General features: G+C 58.9%; 17 protein-coding genes. 7 read left to right on the top strand and 10 right to left on the bottom strand.

The window, feature by feature from the left end; genetic code table 11:
• Positions 1-20: 20 nt before the first annotated feature.
• From hflD to V6Z53_RS22670, 5 genes are all read right to left on the bottom strand, one after another.
• Positions 21-644, bottom strand: a complete 624-nt coding sequence (gene hflD / locus V6Z53_RS22690) for a high frequency lysogenization protein HflD (RefSeq protein ID WP_338581877.1) — start codon at positions 642-644, stop codon at positions 21-23.
• The gene (gene mnmA, locus V6Z53_RS22685) at positions 641-1,786 is read right to left on the bottom strand and encodes a tRNA 2-thiouridine(34) synthase MnmA (RefSeq protein ID WP_338581876.1); all 1,146 of its coding nucleotides are present in this window, start codon (positions 1,784-1,786) and stop codon (positions 641-643) included. The genes hflD and mnmA overlap by 4 nt, the downstream gene beginning before the upstream one ends.
• A gap of 59 nt (positions 1,787-1,845) precedes the next feature.
• Complete coding sequence (locus tag V6Z53_RS22680; protein ID WP_338581875.1) at positions 1,846-2,292, bottom strand: NUDIX hydrolase; 447 nt, start codon at positions 2,290-2,292, stop codon at positions 1,846-1,848.
• 196 nt (positions 2,293-2,488) lie between these two features.
• A complete protein-coding gene (locus V6Z53_RS22675; protein ID WP_338581874.1) occupies positions 2,489-4,714 on the bottom strand; it encodes an NADP-dependent isocitrate dehydrogenase in 2,226 nt (741 codons plus the stop codon).
• Between the two features lie 327 nt (positions 4,715-5,041).
• On the bottom strand, positions 5,042-5,209 hold the full coding sequence (locus V6Z53_RS22670) for a hypothetical protein (protein ID WP_338581873.1): 168 nt from the start codon (positions 5,207-5,209) through the stop codon (positions 5,042-5,044).
• On the opposite strand from V6Z53_RS22670, the gene icd reads away from it, so the two are divergent.
• Positions 5,208-6,464, top strand: a complete 1,257-nt coding sequence (icd, locus tag V6Z53_RS22665) for an NADP-dependent isocitrate dehydrogenase (protein WP_008015544.1) — start codon at positions 5,208-5,210, stop codon at positions 6,462-6,464. The genes V6Z53_RS22670 and icd overlap by 2 nt on opposite strands.
• 82 nt (positions 6,465-6,546) lie before the next feature.
• Here the strand turns inward: icd and cspD are convergent, their stop codons facing one another.
• A complete protein-coding gene (cspD, locus tag V6Z53_RS22660; protein WP_338581872.1) occupies positions 6,547-6,843 on the bottom strand; it encodes a cold shock domain-containing protein CspD in 297 nt (98 codons plus the stop codon).
• Between the two features lie 218 nt (positions 6,844-7,061).
• On the opposite strand from cspD, the gene clpS reads away from it, so the two are divergent.
• On the top strand, positions 7,062-7,445 hold the full coding sequence (clpS, locus tag V6Z53_RS22655; protein ID WP_020799529.1) for an ATP-dependent Clp protease adapter ClpS: 384 nt from the start codon (positions 7,062-7,064) through the stop codon (positions 7,443-7,445).
• Between the two features lie 30 nt (positions 7,446-7,475).
• Complete coding sequence (gene clpA, locus V6Z53_RS22650) at positions 7,476-9,746, top strand: ATP-dependent Clp protease ATP-binding subunit ClpA (RefSeq protein WP_338581871.1); 2,271 nt, start codon at positions 7,476-7,478, stop codon at positions 9,744-9,746.
• Positions 9,747-9,984: 238 nt separating this feature from the next.
• Here clpA and infA read toward each other — a convergent pair whose 3' ends face one another.
• The 4 genes from infA to trxB form a co-directional block, all read right to left on the bottom strand.
• Complete coding sequence (gene infA / locus V6Z53_RS22645; RefSeq protein WP_002553999.1) at positions 9,985-10,203, bottom strand: translation initiation factor IF-1; 219 nt, start codon at positions 10,201-10,203, stop codon at positions 9,985-9,987.
• 112 nt (positions 10,204-10,315) lie between these two features.
• Positions 10,316-11,023: an arginyltransferase gene (locus tag V6Z53_RS22640; protein WP_338581870.1), complete on the bottom strand. Its 708-nt coding sequence runs from the start codon at positions 11,021-11,023 to the stop codon at positions 10,316-10,318.
• Between the two features lie 57 nt (positions 11,024-11,080).
• On the bottom strand, positions 11,081-11,761 hold the full coding sequence (gene aat / locus V6Z53_RS22635) for a leucyl/phenylalanyl-tRNA--protein transferase (protein WP_338581869.1): 681 nt from the start codon (positions 11,759-11,761) through the stop codon (positions 11,081-11,083).
• A 63-nt stretch (positions 11,762-11,824) separates the two neighbouring features.
• A complete protein-coding gene (gene trxB, locus V6Z53_RS22630) occupies positions 11,825-12,784 on the bottom strand; it encodes a thioredoxin-disulfide reductase (RefSeq protein ID WP_338581867.1) in 960 nt (319 codons plus the stop codon).
• A 319-nt stretch (positions 12,785-13,103) separates the two neighbouring features.
• Between trxB and V6Z53_RS22625 the strand changes: the two genes are divergently transcribed.
• From V6Z53_RS22625 to crcB, 4 genes are all read left to right on the top strand, one after another.
• Positions 13,104-15,512 (top strand): DNA translocase FtsK 4TM domain-containing protein, encoded by a 2,409-nt coding sequence (locus V6Z53_RS22625; RefSeq protein ID WP_338581866.1) that lies wholly within the window; start codon positions 13,104-13,106, stop codon positions 15,510-15,512.
• A 67-nt stretch (positions 15,513-15,579) separates the two neighbouring features.
• Positions 15,580-16,203, top strand: a complete 624-nt coding sequence (lolA, locus tag V6Z53_RS22620) for an outer membrane lipoprotein chaperone LolA (RefSeq protein ID WP_338581865.1) — start codon at positions 15,580-15,582, stop codon at positions 16,201-16,203.
• A gap of 158 nt (positions 16,204-16,361) precedes the next feature.
• Positions 16,362-17,684 carry a replication-associated recombination protein A gene (locus V6Z53_RS22615; RefSeq protein WP_338581864.1) on the top strand — a complete coding sequence of 441 codons (1,323 nt, stop codon included), beginning with the start codon at positions 16,362-16,364 and terminating at the stop codon, positions 17,682-17,684.
• On the top strand, positions 17,684-18,058 hold the full coding sequence (gene crcB, locus V6Z53_RS22610) for a fluoride efflux transporter CrcB (protein ID WP_077047840.1): 375 nt from the start codon (positions 17,684-17,686) through the stop codon (positions 18,056-18,058). Before V6Z53_RS22615 ends, crcB begins: the two co-directional genes overlap by 1 nt.
• Positions 18,059-18,067 lie beyond the last annotated feature (9 nt).

Below are 18,067 nucleotides of genomic sequence, written 5' to 3'. Positions count from 1 at the left end.
TTCGGTGCTGTCGATGCGCGTTATTCGTTACGCATCAACGGGTAAAGCTCTTTCAGCAATTTGCGGCGGCTGACCACCAACTGCCAGCGATGACCGCCCAACTGCCGCCACAGGCGTGCCGAACGGATGCCGGCCAGCAGCAGGGCGCGGATTTTCGAGGCGTTGCTCGGCTGTTGCAGGTTGCGCATGTCGCCATGCACCTGGATGCGTTGGCGCAGGGTACTCAAGGTGTCCTGATACAGCGCGCCGCAGGCGGCGATCACGTTTTCGTGGGCCGGGCCGAAGTGTTCAACCTGGGACTGAATCTGTGGCAGGCGCTTGCCGATCACGTCCAGCATGTCGCTACGCTTGGCCAGCTGACGCTCAAGACCGAGCATGGCCAGCGCATAACGCAGCGGTTCGCGCTGCAGGGCACTCGGGTCGCGTTCGAGGGCGCCGACCAAGGCGCGATAGCCTTCGCGCAGATTGATGTCGTCGCCGCCGTAGACTTCCAGAGTGTCCTTGGGGTCGCGGATCAGCAGGCTGCCGAGCATGCAGGTCAGGCCGGCTTCGTTGGTCTGGCCGGTCTTGGCAATCTTGTCCACCAGCACGGCGGCGAGGAATACGCCGCCCAGCGCGGTCAGTTGCTCCTGAGTGGGGGTCATTGCTGCTCGCCTTGAAGAGCGCCTTTGCTGGTCCACGGCTCTGCAACTTCAATGACGCCGCCGCCGAGGCAGATTTCGCCGTCGTAGAACACCACGGACTGACCTGGAGTGACCGCGCGTTGCGGGTCATCGAAGGTTGCGCGGTAGCCGGTGGCGGTCTTCTCCAGCGTGCAAGGCTGGTCGCTCTGGCGATAACGGACCTTGGCGGTCAGCTTGCGCGGCTCAGTCAGGTCGATCGGGTTGACCCAATAGATGTCCGAAGCGAGCAGGGCGCGGGAGAACAGCCACGGATGGTCGTTGCCCTGGCCGACGATCAGTTCGTTGTGCTCCAGATCCTTGATCAGCACGTACCACGGCTCGTCGCTGGCGTCTTTCAGGCCGCCGATGCCGAGGCCCTGACGCTGGCCGATGGTGTGATACATCAAGCCGTGGTGACGGCCGATGACCTCGCCTTCGGTGGTCTTGATCTCGCCGGGTTGCGCCGGCAGGTACTGCTTGAGGAAGTCGCTGAAGCGGCGCTCGCCGATGAAGCAGATCCCGGTGGAATCCTTTTTCTTCGCGGTCGCCAGCTCGTATTTCTCGGCAATCGCGCGCACTTGCGGTTTTTCCAGCTCGCCGACCGGGAACAGGGTCTTGGCGATCTGTTCGCCGCCGACGGCGTGCAGGAAGTAGCTCTGGTCCTTGTTCGGGTCCAGGCCTTTGAGCAGTTCGGTGCGGCCGTCGATGTCGCGGCGACGCACGTAGTGACCGGTGGCGATCAGGTCGGCGCCGAGCATCATGGCGTAGTCGAGGAACGCCTTGAACTTGATCTCGCGGTTGCACAGGATGTCCGGGTTCGGCGTGCGTCCGGCCTTGTATTCGGCGAGGAAATGCTCGAACACGTTGTCCCAGTACTCGGCGGCGAAGTTGGCGGTGTGCAGCTTGATGCCAATCTTGTCGCACACGGCCTGGGCGTCCGCCAGGTCGTCCATGGCGGTGCAGTATTCCGTTCCATCGTCTTCTTCCCAGTTCTTCATGAACAGGCCTTCCACCTCATAACCCTGCTCGATCAGCAGGAGGGCGGAAACGGAAGAGTCCACGCCGCCGGACATGCCGACAATGACGCGCTTCTTTTGTGTGTCAGAAGGGGCTGGATCACGCATAGGGATTCAATGAGTGTCTTGAAAAAGGACGCGATTCTAGCAGGCTGAAGCGCACAAGGCTAAAGAGAAGGACGGATCAATTCGAGGCCGAAGTGATTGCCGGCCAGGTAGTCGTCGATGCAACGGATGATCAACTCGCTGCGCCAGTTGTCGCGCTGCTCGATTAATTCGTCGCGGGTCAACCACTTGGCGCCGACGATACCGTCGTCCAGCTGATAATCCGGATGATGTTTCAGCGGTTTGGCGATGAAGCAGACCCGTTGGTAGGTCACGCCGTTGCTCGGGGCGGTATAGAGGTAAATGCCCAGTACGCCGGTGGGTTCTACGTCCCAGCCGGTTTCTTCGAGGGTTTCGCGGACCGCGGCTTCGGTCAGGGTTTCATTCGGGTCGAGATGACCGGCGGGCTGATTGAGTACGTTGCGACCGGCCTTGTGCTCTTCGACCATCAGGAAGCGGCCGTTGTCTTCGACGATGGTGGCGACGGTGATGTGGGGTTTCCAGTCCATAAAATTCCTCAATTCTGAAATTGAAATGCGATCAGTGTGGGAGCGGGCTTGCTCGCGAATGCGGCGTGTCAGCCAACAAAGATGCTGAATGATAAACTGCATTCGCGAGCAAGCCCGCTCCCACATGAGATTTGTGTAAGGTCTGAAAACACAAAACCCGGCACAGGGCCGGGGTTTGTGATGTTTCCTTACAACCTTACACCAGCGCAGCAATCGCCGCGTTGAGTGTGGCGCTTGGGCGCATGGCCTTGCTGATCAGCTCGGCACTGGCGTGGTAGTAACCGCCGATGTCGACTGGCTTGCCCTGAACGGCGTTGAGCTCGGCAACGATGGTTGCCTCGTTCTCGGTCAGGGTTTTGGCCAGGGTCGCGAACTGCGCTTGCAGTGCAGTGTCTTCAGTCTGGGCAGCCAGCGCTTGAGCCCAGTACAGCGCCAGGTAGAAGTGGCTGCCGCGGTTGTCGATGTTGCCGACTTTGCGCGATGGCGACTTGTTGTTGTCCAGGAACTGGCCGGTGGCCTGGTCCAGGGTCTTGGCCAGAACCAGCGCCTTTGGATTGTTGTAGGTCACGCCCAGGTGTTCCAGGGACGCGGCCAGGGCCAGGAATTCACCCAGCGAATCCCAGCGCAGGAAGTTTTCTTCCAGCAACTGCTGAACGTGCTTCGGAGCCGAACCGCCGGCGCCGGTTTCGAACAGGCCACCGCCATTCATCAGCGGCACGATCGACAGCATCTTGGCGCTGGTGCCCAGTTCCATGATCGGGAACAGGTCGGTCAGGTAGTCGCGCAGTACGTTGCCGGTCACCGAGATGGTGTCCTTGCCTTCGCGGGTGCGTTGCAGGGTGAATTTCATTGCATCGACTGGCGCCATGATCTGGATGTCCAGACCGGCAGTGTCGTGATCCTTCAGGTAAGCCTGAACTTTCTCGATCACTACGCCGTCGTGGGCGCGCATCGGGTCCAGCCAGAAAATCGCCGGAGTGCTGCTGGCGCGAGCACGGTTGACGGCCAGTTTGACCCAGTCCTGGATCGGCGCGTCTTTGGTCTGGCACATGCGGAAGATGTCGCCGGCTTCAACCGACTGTTCCAGCAGCAAGGTGCCGTTGGTGTCGGTCACGCGGACAACACCGTTGGTCTTGATCTGGAAAGTCTTGTCGTGGGAACCGTACTCTTCGGCTTTTTTCGCCATCAGGCCAACGTTCGGCACGCTGCCCATGGTGGTTGGGTCGAAGGCGCCATTGGCCTTGCAGTCTTCGATCACGGCCTGGTAGATGGTCGCGTAGCAGCGATCCGGGATCACAGCCTTGGTGTCGTGCAGCTGGCCGTCGGTGCCCCACATCTTGCCGGAGTCACGGATCATGGCCGGCATCGAGGCGTCGACGATGACGTCGCTCGGCACGTGCAGGTTGGTGATGCCTTTGTCGGAGTTGACCATCGCCAGGGAAGGGCGAGCGGCGTAGACCGCCTGAATGTCAGCTTCGATGGCAGCTTGCTGCTCGGCCGGCAGGGCCTTGATGCGAGCGTACAGGTCGCCGATGCCGTTGTTCAGGTTGAAGCCGATCTGTGCCAGCACGTCAGCGTGCTTGGCCAGTGCGTCTTTATAGAACTCGGCAACGATCTGACCGAACATGATCGGGTCGGAGACCTTCATCATGGTCGCTTTCAAGTGAACGGACAGCAGCACGCCTTGGGCCTTGGCGCTTTCGATTTCAGCGGCGATGAAAGCACGCAGAGCGTTTTTGCTCATGACGGCGCAATCGAGGATCTCGCCAGCCTGAACGCTGGTTTTTTCTTTCAGGACGGTGGTGGTGCCGTCTTGAGCGATCAGTTCGATTTTCACGGCGCCAGCGGCGTCGATCAGGGCGGCTTTTTCGCTGCCGTAGAAGTCACCGCTGCTCATGTGCGCAACGTGGGACTTGGAGTCCGCAGCCCAGGCGCCCATTTTGTGCGGGTGCTTGCGAGCGTAGTTCTTCACCGACAGCGGCGCGCGACGGTCGGAGTTGCCTTCACGCAGAACCGGGTTCACGGCGCTGCCCTTGATCTTGTCGTAGCGGGCCTTGGCTTCTTTGTCGGCGTCGCTGGTCACGGTTTCCGGGTAGTCCGGCAGCGCGTAACCCTGGGCTTGCAGTTCTTTGATCGCGGCTTGCAGCTGCGGAACCGAGGCGCTGATGTTCGGCAGTTTGATGATGTTGGCTTCAGGCGTAACGGCCAGGGCGCCCAGTTCGGCGAGGTGGTCGGCTACGGCTTTGTCGCCCAGTTGCTCGGGGAAGCTGGCCAGGATGCGCCCTGCAAGAGAGATATCGCGGGTTTCCACGGCGATATCAGCCGAGGCGGTGAACGCCTCTACGATAGGCAACAGTGAATAGGTGGCGAGGGCTGGGGCTTCGTCGGTGAAGGTATAGATGATCTTCGAGCGGGTGGGCATATTCGGATTAACTCTCTCTTCTTTGCTAAAGCGTGCGCAGAAACTCGAGGGGCGCCGGGTAAGCGCGTTCGTTCAAAGTCATCCATGAGCCGAATATCGAGATTTCGTTGCTGTGATGTTGGGTGCATCAGTAGGGCGTCAAGCAGCCGGTCTGCGGTAACAGGCCGGCCTGTCGGGCTGAAAGTCTCATCGTAGAGCCTTCCAGTCGTCGTGACCCTTTGGTCAGCGGCGGCATTATACATAGGTAGCTGGCAATCTGCCGATGGTTCATACGCAACGATTCTCGTCCATTGGTCTAAAGGTCGCAGGGGCGAGTGCGGCGAGGTGTCATTCGTCGTGCTTGATTTTGGCGCTTTTCCCTTTGCTTTCAGGCTTGTAGCGCGCCAGTTGCAGGGCTTTGCGGCATATGGATAGAACATAGGGTTTGCGCGCCGATTCAACTGGGTTACGCTCGAACCAAGCCAGATGTTCAATCCAATCAATGGAGTTCAGCATGGGTTACAAGAAGATTCAGGTTCCAGCCGTCGGCGACAAAATCACCGTCAATGCAGACCATTCTCTCAATGTTCCTAATAACCCGATCATTCCCTTCATCGAAGGCGACGGCATTGGTGTCGACATCAGTCCGGTCATGATCAAGGTTGTCGATGCTGCTGTGAAAAAGGCTTACGGCGGCGAGCGCAAGATTTCCTGGATGGAAGTGTACGCCGGGGAAAAAGCGACTCAGGTTTACGATCAGGACACCTGGCTGCCTCAGGAAACCCTGGACGCAGTCAAGGATTACGTGGTTTCCATCAAGGGCCCGTTGACCACGCCGGTCGGCGGCGGTATCCGTTCCCTCAACGTAGCGCTGCGCCAGCAACTCGACCTGTATGTCTGCCTGCGTCCGGTACGTTGGTTCGAAGGCGTGCCGAGTCCGGTCAAGAAGCCAGGCGACGTCGATATGACGATCTTCCGCGAGAACTCCGAAGACATCTACGCCGGCATCGAGTGGAAGGCCGGTACGCCGGAAGCGACAAAGGTCATCAAATTCCTTAAAGAAGAAATGGGCGTTACCAAGATCCGTTTCGACGAAAACTGCGGTATCGGCGTCAAGCCGGTTTCCCTGCAAGGCACCAAGCGTCTGGCGCGCAAGGCCCTGCAATATGTGGTCGACAACGATCGCGATTCGCTGACCATCGTGCACAAAGGCAACATCATGAAGTTCACCGAAGGCGCCTTCAAGGAATGGGCCTACGAAGTGGCGGCAGAAGAGTTCGGCGCGACCCTGCTCGACGGTGGTCCGTGGATGCAGTTCAAGAACCCGAAAACCGGCAAGAACGTTGTCGTCAAGGATGCCATCGCCGACGCCATGCTCCAGCAGATCCTGCTGCGTCCGGCCGAGTACGATGTGATCGCAACGCTGAACCTCAATGGCGACTACCTCTCCGATGCCCTCGCGGCAGAAGTGGGCGGTATCGGTATTGCGCCAGGTGCCAACCTGTCCGACACCGTCGCCATGTTCGAAGCCACCCACGGTACTGCACCGAAGTACGCCGGCAAGGACCAGGTCAACCCGGGTTCGTTGATCCTGTCCGCTGAAATGATGCTGCGCCACATGGGCTGGACCGAAGCGGCCGACCTGATCATCAAGGGCACCAACGGCGCGATCTCCGCGAAGACCGTGACCTATGACTTCGAGCGCTTGATGGATGGCGCCAAGCTGGTTTCGTCTTCAGGCTTCGGCGATGCGCTGATCTCGCACATGTAAGCGAACAGCAGGCATGACAAAAACCGCCCGATTCAAGCGATTGAATCGGGCGGTTTTTTTATGACTGGATGACGGTGCGGTGTTAAACCTTCTCGGTCTGTTGCATGGCGACTGTAGTGTTGTTCGCTGTAGCGGCTGGGTCGCCGATGTTGACGGCGTGCAAGCCTTTGGGTCCTTGAATAATGTCAAAGACGACGGCTTGCCCGGCTTTCAAGGTTCTATAGCCTTCCATTTGTATGGCCGAGTAATGGGCGAAGAGGTCTTCGCTTTTGTCATCCTCGTTGATAAAACCGTAACCCTTTGCATTGTTGAACCATTTGACCTTCCCTTTCACAGTGCCTTTGACCGGCGCTGTCTTCTTGTCGCCTGACATACCCATATCCCTCTGCAACAGACTCCATCACTGGAGTATCATCCAGTTCATCCGCAGTCACTTCTTCGAAAAAAGTTGACTCCGCGGACCTTTTTTACCCACTGTGGGCTCTATTGGTTGTAACACCGTTTTGCCGATAGTCAAGGTGACCAGGCAGTCGGAGTTGAAATCCTCCAAGGCCGCCCCCACCACTGTATTTGCACAACTGACGAACCTTTCTTTCCATGCATGCAATCAGCCAGATTCGACTAACATTCAATCAGGATCGCCCGACTCTCCAGAAAGATCGCCCGGAGGAACACGACGACGATTCCGCAGGCATTGCTGTTCAGGAGGCCAAGCCTGCTTTACAGGCGCCGCCGATGTACAAGGTGGTTTTGTTTAATGATGACTACACACCGATGGATTTCGTCGTCGAAGTGCTCGAGGTGTTTTTTAACCTGAATCGCGAGCTGGCGACCAAGGTCATGCTGGCCGTCCATACAGAAGGACGGGCAGTATGTGGAGTGTTTACCCGCGACATCGCCGAGACCAAGGCCATGCAGGTCAACCAGTACGCCAGGGAAAGCCAGCATCCGCTACTCTGTGAAATCGAGAAGGACGGTTAATCGCCGGACACTTGGGTATGAGGTGAAGCTATGTTAAACCGCGAGCTCGAAGTCACCCTCAATCTTGCCTTCAAGGAGGCTCGTTCGAAGCGTCATGAATTCATGACCGTCGAACACCTTCTGCTGGCCCTATTGGACAATGAGGCTGCCGCCACCGTTTTGCGTGCGTGCGGTGCAAACCTCGACAAACTCAAGCATGACCTGCAGGAGTTCATCGACTCCACCACGCCATTGATCCCCGTCCATGACGAGGATCGCGAAACCCAGCCAACCCTGGGCTTCCAGCGTGTCCTGCAACGTGCTGTGTTTCACGTACAGAGCTCGGGCAAACGCGAAGTGACTGGCGCCAACGTGCTGGTCGCGATCTTCAGTGAGCAAGAGAGTCAGGCAGTGTTCCTGCTGAAACAGCAGAGCGTTGCGCGTATCGATGTCGTCAACTACATCGCCCACGGCATCTCCAAGGTGCCAGGGCACGGCGATCACTCTGAAGGTGAGCAAGATATGCAGGATGACGAGGGCGGTGAGTCTTCTTCTTCAGGCAATCCGCTGGATGCTTATGCCAGCAACCTTAACGAACTCGCGCGCCAGGGTCGTATCGATCCGTTGGTAGGTCGTGAGCTGGAAGTCGAGCGCGTCGCCCAGATCCTGGCGCGTCGTCGCAAAAACAATCCGTTGCTGGTGGGCGAGGCGGGCGTGGGTAAAACCGCGATTGCCGAAGGCCTGGCCAAGCGTATTGTCGACAACCAGGTGCCGGACCTGCTGGCCAACAGCGTGGTGTATTCCCTCGATCTGGGAGCCTTGCTGGCCGGGACCAAATATCGCGGTGATTTCGAGAAACGCTTCAAGGCGTTGCTCAATGAACTAAAAAAACGTCCGCAGGCGATCCTGTTCATCGACGAAATCCACACCATCATCGGTGCGGGTGCAGCGTCGGGTGGCGTCATGGATGCCTCGAACCTGCTCAAGCCGCTGCTGTCGTCCGGTGATATCCGTTGCATCGGCTCGACCACCTTCCAGGAGTTCCGCGGGATCTTCGAGAAGGACCGTGCCTTGGCACGACGCTTCCAGAAGGTCGATGTGTCGGAGCCTTCGGTGGAGGACACCATTGGTATTCTGCGCGGCCTGAAGGGGCGTTTCGAGAGCCATCACAATATTGAATACAGTGATGAAGCCCTGCGCGCGGCTGCCGAACTGGCTTCGCGTTACATCAATGACCGTCACATGCCGGACAAGGCCATCGACGTCATCGACGAAGCGGGTGCCTACCAGCGCTTGCAACCGGTCGAGAAGCGTGTGAAGCGCATCGAAGTGCCGCAAGTCGAGGACATCGTCGCGAAAATCGCGCGGATTCCGCCAAAGCACGTCACCAGTTCCGACAAAGAACTGCTGCGTAACCTTGAGCGTGATTTGAAGCTGACAGTGTTTGGTCAGGATGCGGCGATCGACTCGTTGGCAACCGCGATCAAGCTGTCCCGCGCCGGCCTCAAGTCGCCTGACAAGCCTGTCGGTTCGTTCCTGTTCGCCGGGCCTACCGGTGTCGGTAAAACCGAAGCGGCGCGTCAGTTGGCCAAGGCGTTGGGCGTCGAGCTGATTCGCTTCGACATGTCCGAGTACATGGAGCGCCACACCGTATCGCGTCTGATCGGTGCACCTCCGGGCTATGTCGGGTTCGATCAGGGCGGTCTGCTGACCGAAGCCATCACCAAGCAGCCTCACTGCGTGCTGTTGCTCGATGAAATCGAGAAGGCGCATCCGGAAGTCTTCAACCTGCTGTTGCAGGTCATGGACCACGGTACGCTAACCGATAACAACGGGCGTAAAGCGGACTTCCGTAACGTGATCGTCATCATGACGACCAACGCCGGTGCCGAAACCGCAGCGCGTGCGTCGATCGGTTTCACCCATCAGGACCACTCGTCCGATGCGATGGAAGTGATCAAGAAGAGCTTCACGCCGGAGTTCCGCAACCGTCTGGACACCATTATCCAGTTTGGTCGCCTCAGCCATGAGGTCATCAAAAGTGTGGTGGACAAGTTCCTTACCGAGCTTCAGGCGCAGCTGGAAGACAAGCGTGTGTTGCTGGAAGTCACCGATGCGGCTCGCAGCTGGCTGGCGGCCGGTGGTTACGACTCGGCAATGGGTGCTCGACCTATGGCTCGCCTGATCCAGGACAAGATCAAGCGTCCACTGGCGGAGGAGATTCTCTTTGGCGAACTGGCCGAACATGGCGGTGTGGTACACATCGACATCAAGGACGGCGAGCTGACCTTCGAGTTCGAGACCACGGCTGAAATGGCCTGACGTTAAACCGCAGTACAGCAAAAAGGCGCCGATTGGCGCCTTTTTGCTGTCTGCAGGTCATACACAAATCCAGTGTGGGAGCGGGCTTGCTCGCGAAAGCGTCGGTGGGTCCAGCATCCCTGTGTCAGACAGATCGCCTTCGCGAGCAAGCCCGCTCCCACATTGTCCGAGTTCGGCAGGTAAATCGCAGGCAAACAAAAACGCCCGGCATTATGCCGGGCGTTTTGTATTGACTTGATTAGCGAGCGCGGTAAGTGATGCGCCCTTTGCTCAAGTCATAGGGCGTCAGCTCGACGCGCACTTTGTCACCGGTAAGAATACGGATGTAGTTCTTGCGCATCTTGCCGGAAATATGCGCGGTTACGACGTGCCCATTTTCCAACTCCACGCGAAACATGGTGTTGGGCAGGGTGTCGACGACAGTGCCTTCCATTTCGAAGCTGTCTTCTTTCGACATGCAGTAAAGCCCTCGGTGTCCAGTGAATGGCCCGGTGCAACTGCGCCAGGCAAAAGCGGCGTGCATTGTGCCCGAAAAGTGGGGGTCAAGCCAAGGGGTTTAAGGGTGTGCTCTAGTTCAGAACGACCCAGCGCTGGTTAACCAGCAGCTCGATGGGGCGATATTGGGTCTTGTAACTCATTTTTTTGCAGTTTTTGATCCAGTAGCCCAGGTACACCGCGTCCAGCCCCAAGCGCCGGGCCTCGGCGATTTGCCAGAGGATGGCGTAACGCCCCAGGCTGCGTCGTTCTTCGGCGGGCTCGTAGAAGGTGTAGACCGCCGACAGGCCGTTGGGCAGAAGGTCGGTGACGGCGATCGCCAGCAACCGTCCGTCGAGACGGAATTCGTAGAACCGTGAGAACGGCAGGTCACGTACCAGGAAGGTCGAAAACTGATCGCGGCTGGGCGGGTACATGTCGCCATCGGCATGCCGCTCTTCGATGTAACGCTGATAAAGGTCGAAATACTCTTCGCTGAAACCTGGCTTGGCCGGGCGCACCTGCAAGTCGGCGTTACGCTTGAAAATACGCTTCTGCTGACGGTTGGGCGTGAATTGGGCTACAGGAATGCGCGCCGGCACGCACGCATTGCAGTTCTGGCAATGGGGGCGATACAAGTGGTCGCCACTGCGACGAAAACCCATTTCCGACAAGTCTGCATAGACATGCACATCCATGGGCTGGCTAGGGTCTAGGAACAGGGTCGTGGCCTGCTCCTCAGGCAGATAGCTGCAAGAGTGGGGCTGAGTGGCATAGAACTTCAAACGCGCCAACTCGGTCATGATCAACCCTCGGGATAATGCTTTCGATTAAGTGTAAGCCACGCGCGCAAAAGTCGCTCAGCAAACCCAGGTTGCGCGGCTGGGTTGATCCAGATATTGCGACAGATAACCGGCGAATGCGCTGCGCGGGATCGCCCGGGCGCCCAGGCTGTGCAGATGGTCGGTGGGCATCTGGCAGTCGATCAGGACAAAGCCTGAGTCTTTCAGATGTCGCACCAAGGTGGCAAAGCCATATTTGGAGGCGTTGTCGGCGCGGCTGAACATGGACTCGCCGAAAAACAGCCGCCCCATCGCCAGGCCATACAACCCGCCGACGAGCGTGCCCTGATCCCAGACTTCCACCGAATGTGCGTAACCGCGTTTGTGCAGTTGCAGGTAGGCGTTCTGCATGGCTTCGGTGATCCAGGTGCCGTCGGCGTATTCCCGAGGGGCAGCGCAGGCGCTGATGACCGCGGCAAAATCCTGATCGAAGGTCACTTGATAGCGTTGCTGGCGCAGCAATTTGTTCAGGCTGCGGGACACATGCAGTTCGTCGGGAAACAGTACGGTGCGCGGGTCCGGCGACCACCAGAGAATCGGCTGGCCTTCCGAGAACCATGGAAAGCAACCGTGGCGGTAGGCCTGAATCAACCGATCGGCAGACAGGTCGCCGCCGGCGGCCAACAGGCCGTTGGGGTCGCGCATGGCTTTTTCCAGCGGTGGGAAAGTCAGGGAGTTGCGTTGTAACCAAGTCAGCATGGCGTCCGGGCTTGCAGAAGGGAAGGGCGGTGGCGAGCGTGAGGCTCGCCACCCAGTGTGCCGTTAAACGACGGGAATGTCGTCGAGGTATTTTTCCGCGTCGAGGGCTGCCATGCAGCCGGCCCCGGCGGAGGTGACTGCCTGGCGATAGACGTGATCGGCCACGTCGCCGGCCGCAAACACGCCTTCGATGGCGGTTGCGGTGGCATCACCTTCGCTGCCGCCCTTGACCAGCAGATAACCGTCGCGCATTTCCAGTTGGCCGACGAACAAGTCGGTATTGGGTTTGTGGCCGATGGCGATGAACACGCCGGAAACCGCCAGTTCCTTGGTTTCGCCGGTATGGCTATCGCGCAGGCGGGCGCCGGTCACGCCGCTGGCATCACCCAACACTTCATCCAGATTCTGGTTCCAGTGCAGGCGGATGTTGCCATTGGCGGCTTTCTCGAACAGTTTGTCCTGGAGGATTTTCTCCGAGCGCAGCTTGTCGCGCCGGTGAATCAGGTGCACTTCGCTGGCGATGTTCGACAGGTACAGGGCTTCTTCAACCGCCGTGTTGCCGCCGCCGACCACGGCAACCACTTGCTTGCGGTAGAAGAATCCATCACAGGTCGCGCAGGCCGAAACGCCTTTGCCGGCAAATGTCTCTTCCGATGGCAGGCCCAGATATTGCGCGGAAGCGCCGGTGGCGATAATCAGCGCGTCGCACGTATAAGTGCCGCTGTCGCCGGTCAACTCGAACGGGCGCTGTTGCAACTTGGCTGTATGGATGTGGTCGTAGACGATCTGTGTGTCAAAGCGTTCGGCGTGTTTTTGCATGCGTTCCATCAGGACGGGGCCGGTGAGGCCTTCGACATCACCAGGCCAGTTATCGACTTCGACGGTGGTGGTGAGCTGGCCACCTGCCTGTATGCCGGTAATGACAACGGGTTTGAGGTTGGCGCGGGCGGCATACACGGCTGCGCTGTAACCGGCGGGGCCGGAACCCAGAATGATCAGACGGTGATGTTGCACTGCGCTCATAAAAACACCTCATAAGCCTTTGTCACAAAAGAGAATGCATGCTCAAATTGAGTCGCATGCAATGTGCTTTTGACTATGCTGCATACAAGTGTTGCCAGCATGGCATTGGATGAGCAAACCCGTACAATGCCTGGCTGTAACAGTGTTTGTAACAAAATAAGCGATGCGCTTCGTGTTTATAAAAACCGGGGCGCAGTGTTAAAAGTAGTACCAGTTAGGCCTGTTAACTTTTTTACCTGCCTGGATTGGGCAGTTTTTTGCCGTTTTTTTAAAGACATTCATCAGATGGACGCGCCTTGGGCGCAGGAAAAGTAGCGTTTTGAAGAAATCCACCGAAGCACCCAAAACAGTCGTTCCGCTCTGGCGCCAGCATTTGCACTACCGCCTCAAGGAAGGTGCATTGATCGCCATCGGTGCGTTGTGCCTGTTTCTGATGATGGCCTTGCTGACCTATGGCAAGGACGATCCGGGTTGGAGCCACAACAGCAAGATCGACGACGTGCAGAACTTCGGCGGTCCGGCGGGCTCCTACAGCGCCGATATCCTGTTCATGGTGTTGGGTTACTTCGCCTATATCTTCCCGTTGTTGCTGGCGATCAAGGCTTATCAGATCTTCCGTCAGCGCCACGAGCCTTGGCAGTGGAGCGGCTGGCTGTTTTCCTGGCGTTTGATCGGCCTGGTGTTCCTGGTGCTGTCCGGTGCTGCGCTGGCTCATATCCATTTCCATGCCGCGACCGGTCTGCCGGCTGGCGCTGGCGGTGCACTGGGCGAAAGCCTTGGCGACCTGGCCAAAAACGCGCTGAACATTCAGGGCAGCACGTTGCTGTTCATCGCTCTGTTCCTGTTCGGCCTGACCGTATTCACCGACCTGTCGTGGTTCAAGGTGATGGACGTCACCGGCAAGATCACCCTCGACCTGTTTGAACTGTTCCAGGGCGCCGCCAATCGTTGGTGGGCGGCCCGTACCGAACGCAAGCAACTGGTCGCGCAATTGCGTGAAGTCGACGATCGTGTGCACGACGTGGTCGCGCCGACCGTCAGCGACAAACGCGAACAGGCCAAGGTCAAGGAACGCCTGATCGAACGTGAGCAGGCCCTGAGCAAGCACATGTCCGAGCGCGAGAAGCAGGTGCCGCCGGTTATTGCGCCGGCGCCGGTCAAGCCCGCCGCGCCGAGCAAGCGTGTCGAAAAAGAGAAACAGGCACCGCTGTTCGTCGACAGCGCTGTGGAAGGCACCTTGCCGCCGATCTCGATTCTCGACCCGGCAGAAAAGAAACAACTCAATTATTCGCCTGAATCCCTGGCTGCGGTTGGCCATTTGCTGGAAATCAAGCTCAAGGAATTCGGCGTCGAAGTCACCGTGGATTCGATTCACCCGGGCCCGGTGATTACCCGTTACGAAATCCAGCCTGCGGCCGGCGTAAAAGTCAGCCGCATCTCCAACCTGGCCAAAGACCTGGCACGTTCCCTGGCCGTGACCAGTGTGCGTGTGGTGGAAGTGATTCCGGGCAAGACCACGGTCGGTATCGAAATTCCTAACGAAGACCGGCAGATCGTGCGCTTCTCCGAGGTGCTGTCGACCCCTGAGTACGACAACTTCAAATCGCCGGTCACCCTGGCCCTGGGCCACGACATCGGTGGCAAGCCGGTCATCACTGACCTGGCGAAAATGCCGCACTTGCTGGTGGCCGGCACCACCGGTTCCGGTAAGTCGGTGGGTGTGAACGCGATGATCCTGTCGATCCTGTTCAAGTCCGGCCCGGAAGACGCCAAGCTGATCATGATCGACCCGAAAATGCTCGAACTGTCGATCTACGAAGGCATTCCGCACCTGTTGTGCCCGGTGGTTACCGACATGAAGGACGCCGCCAACGCCCTGCGCTGGAGCGTTGCCGAGATGGAGCGCCGCTACAAGCTGATGGCGAAGATGGGCGTGCGAAACCTGTCGGGCTTCAACGCCAAGGTCAAGGAAGCCCAGGACGCTGGCGAGCCGTTGAGCGATCCGCTGTACAAGCGCGAAAGCATCCACGACGAAGCACCGCTGCTGCAAAAACTGCCGACCATCGTGGTGGTCGTCGATGAATTCGCCGACATGATGATGATCGTCGGCAAGAAGGTTGAAGAACTGATCGCTCGTATCGCCCAGAAGGCGCGTGCGGCCGGTATCCACTTGATCCTCGCGACCCAGCGTCCATCGGTGGACGTGATCACCGGTCTGATCAAGGCCAACATCCCGACCCGCATGGCGTTCCAGGTATCGAGCAAGATCGACTCGCGGACCATCATCGACCAGGGCGGCGCCGAACAACTGCTGGGCCACGGTGACATGCTCTACATGCCGCCGGGCACCAGCCTGCCGATTCGTGTCCACGGTGCTTTCGTGTCCGACGATGAGGTTCACCGTGTGGTCGAGGCCTGGAAACTGCGCGGTGCGCCGGAGTACAACGACGACATCCTCAACGGTGTCGAAGAGGCCGGTAGTGGCTTTGAAGGCAGCAGCGGTGGTGGCGACGGTGATGATCCCGAGGCTGACGCTCTGTACGATGAAGCGGTGCAGTTCGTTCTGGAAAGCCGTCGTGCTTCCATTTCCGCTGTCCAGCGCAAGCTGAAAATCGGCTACAACCGCGCCGCGCGCATGATCGAAGCCATGGAAATGGCCGGGGTCGTGACGTCCATGAACACCAACGGTTCGCGAGAAGTCCTGGCCCCAACCCCGGCGCGCGACTGACCTGATATGAAAAGGGGCGGCGTCCTGAGGCGCCACCCGCACTCCCACGAATGTAATGAGGACTCCCATGCGTCTGATCCGCATGCTGTTGCTGCCGGTACTGGCTTTGACCACGCTTTCGGCCCACGCCGATGACAAGGACGTGGCGCGTCTGACCCAACTGCTGGAAAAATCCCAGACCCTGAGCGCACGTTTCTCGCAACTGACCCTCGATGGCACTGGCACTCAGTTGCAGGAAACTGCCGGCGAGATGTCGTTGCAGCGTCCAGGCCTGTTCTACTGGCACACCAATGCTCCTGCCGAGCAGACCATGGTTTCCGATGGCAAGAAAGTCACCCTGTGGGACCCGGACCTGGAGCAGGCCACCATCAAGAACCTCGACCAGCGCCTGACCCAGACGCCAGCGTTGCTGTTGTCCGGTGACGTGTCCAAGATCAGCGAGAGCTTCGACATCAGTGCCAAGGAAGCCGGCGGCGTGATTGACTTCACCCTCAAGCCGAAAACCAAGGACACCCTGTTCGACAGCCTGCGCCTGTCGTTCCGCAACGGTCTGGTCAATGACATGCAACTGATCGACAGCGTCGGCCAGCGCACCAATATCCTGTTCACCGGGGTGAAGGCCAATGAGCCGATCCCGGCGTCCAAGTTCAAGTTCGATATCCCGAAGGGTGCGGACGTGATCCAGGAGTAACCGCAATCCGTAGGTGCGAGCTTATGTGGCGAGGGAGCTTGCTCCCGCTGGGGTGCGAAGCGCCCCCAAAAAAGGGACTGCTGCGCAGTCCAGCGGGAGCAAGCTCCCTCGCCACAGGTTTCCAGCAGATTTGTAATACGAGGTTTTAAACGTACGCCATGGACCTGTTTCGCAGCGCCCCGATCTCTCAGCCTTTGGCCGCGCGCCTGCGAGCGACCAATCTGGATGAGTACGTCGGTCAGGAACACGTGCTCGCTCGCGGCAAGCCTTTGCGCGAAGCGCTGGAGCAGGGTGCCCTGCATTCGATGATTTTCTGGGGGCCGCCGGGCGTGGGTAAAACCACGCTGGCGCGATTGCTGGCGGAAGTCTCGGAAGCGCACTTCGAAACGGTGTCGGCGGTGCTGGCCGGGGTCAAGGAGATCCGTCAGTCGGTGGAAATCGCCAAGCAGCAGGCCGCGCAATACGGTCGGCGCACGATTCTGTTCGTCGACGAAGTGCACCGCTTCAACAAGTCCCAGCAGGATGCATTCCTGCCGTATGTCGAAGACGGCACGCTGATTTTCATCGGTGCGACCACCGAAAACCCTTCGTTCGAACTCAACAACGCCTTGCTGTCCCGTGCGCGAGTCTATGTGCTGAAAAGCCTCGACGAAGCCGCACTGCGCAAACTGGTGCACCGCGCGCTGACCGAAGAGCGCGGTTTGGGTAAACGCAACCTGACCCTCAGCGATGAAGGCTTCCAGATGCTGCTGTCGGCTGCCGATGGCGATGGCCGGCGCTTGCTCAATCTGTTGGAAAACGCCTCGGACCTGGCCGAAGACAACAGCGAAATCGGCACCGACCTGCTGCAAAGCCTGCTCGGCGATACCCGTCGGCGTTTCGATAAGGGCGGCGAAGCGTTCTACGACCAGATCTCTGCGCTGCACAAATCGGTGCGCGGCTCCAATCCCGACGGCGCGTTGTATTGGTTTGCGCGAATGATCGACGGCGGTTGCGATCCGTTGTACCTGGCCCGGCGCGTGGTGCGCATGGCCAGCGAAGACATCGGCAATGCCGACCCGCGAGCGCTGAGCCTGTGCCTGGCGGCGTGGGAAGTGCAGGAGCGCCTCGGCAGCCCCGAAGGCGAATTGGCGGTGGCCCAGGCCATCACCTATCTGGCCTGCGCGCCGAAAAGCAACGCGGTGTACATGGGCTTCAAGACCGCACTGCGCGCCGCCGCCGAACACGGTTCGCTGGAAGTGCCGCTGCACCTGCGCAACGCGCCGACCAAACTGATGAAACAATTGGGCTACGGCGACGAATACCGTTATGCCCACGACGAACCTGATGCCTACGCCGCAGGGGAAGATTATTTTCCGGAAGAACTCGACCCGATCCCGTTCTATCAACCGGTGCCCCGGGGACTGGAGTTGAAGATCGGCGAAAAGCTCAATCACCTGGCAAAACTCGACCGTTTAAGCCCTCGGCAGCGGAGAAAATAGTGCTTCCATTGATCGTTGCGGTTTCCGTCGGCGGGATCGCCGGCACGCTGTTGCGCTTTGCCACGGGTAACTGGATCAACGCTAATTGGCCGCGGCACTTCTATACCGCGACGCTGGCCGTTAATATCGTGGGCTGTTTGCTGATCGGCGTTCTATACGGTCTGTTTTTGATTCGCCCGGAGGTGCCGATCGAGGTGCGCGCCGGGTTGATCGTCGGCTTCCTCGGAGGGCTGACGACTTTTTCATCCTTTTCACTGGATACGGTGCGCTTGCTGGAAAGCGGGCAAGTGCCGCTGGCCCTGGGCTATGCGGCCATCAGCGTATTCGGCGGGCTGCTCGCCACCTGGGCTGGCCTGTCCTTGACCAAACTTTGATAACGAGAG

It is taken from the genome of Pseudomonas sp. MAG733B, from assembly GCF_036884845.1.
GTDB lineage: Bacteria > Pseudomonadota > Gammaproteobacteria > Pseudomonadales > Pseudomonadaceae > Aquipseudomonas.
The sequence above is the reverse complement of the archived record's forward strand: the minus strand, read 5'-3'. Positions and strand labels throughout refer to the sequence as shown.

Bases quoted from the DNA above. Each gene is read 5' to 3' on its own strand.
- hflD (WP_338581877.1), bottom strand. From the start codon at position 644: ATGACCCCCACTCAGGAGCAACTGACCGCGCTGGGCGGCGTATTCCTC.
- mnmA (WP_338581876.1), bottom strand. From the start codon at position 1,786: ATGCGTGATCCAGCCCCTTCTGACACACAAAAGAAGCGCGTCATTGTC.
- V6Z53_RS22680 (WP_338581875.1), bottom strand. From the start codon at position 2,292: ATGGACTGGAAACCCCACATCACCGTCGCCACCATCGTCGAAGACAAC.
- V6Z53_RS22675 (WP_338581874.1), bottom strand. From the start codon at position 4,714: ATGCCCACCCGCTCGAAGATCATCTATACCTTCACCGACGAAGCCCCA.
- icd (WP_008015544.1), top strand. From the start codon at position 5,208: ATGGGTTACAAGAAGATTCAGGTTCCAGCCGTCGGCGACAAAATCACC.
- V6Z53_RS22670 (WP_338581873.1), bottom strand. From the start codon at position 5,209: ATGCTGAACTCCATTGATTGGATTGAACATCTGGCTTGGTTCGAGCGT.
- cspD (WP_338581872.1), bottom strand. From the start codon at position 6,843: ATGGGTATGTCAGGCGACAAGAAGACAGCGCCGGTCAAAGGCACTGTG.
- clpS (WP_020799529.1), top strand. From the start codon at position 7,062: ATGCATGCAATCAGCCAGATTCGACTAACATTCAATCAGGATCGCCCG.
- clpA (WP_338581871.1), top strand. From the start codon at position 7,476: ATGTTAAACCGCGAGCTCGAAGTCACCCTCAATCTTGCCTTCAAGGAG.
- infA (WP_002553999.1), bottom strand. From the start codon at position 10,203: ATGTCGAAAGAAGACAGCTTCGAAATGGAAGGCACTGTCGTCGACACC.
- V6Z53_RS22640 (WP_338581870.1), bottom strand. From the start codon at position 11,023: ATGACCGAGTTGGCGCGTTTGAAGTTCTATGCCACTCAGCCCCACTCT.
- aat (WP_338581869.1), bottom strand. From the start codon at position 11,761: ATGCTGACTTGGTTACAACGCAACTCCCTGACTTTCCCACCGCTGGAA.
- trxB (WP_338581867.1), bottom strand. From the start codon at position 12,784: ATGAGCGCAGTGCAACATCACCGTCTGATCATTCTGGGTTCCGGCCCC.
- lolA (WP_338581865.1), top strand. From the start codon at position 15,580: ATGCGTCTGATCCGCATGCTGTTGCTGCCGGTACTGGCTTTGACCACG.
- V6Z53_RS22615 (WP_338581864.1), top strand. From the start codon at position 16,362: ATGGACCTGTTTCGCAGCGCCCCGATCTCTCAGCCTTTGGCCGCGCGC.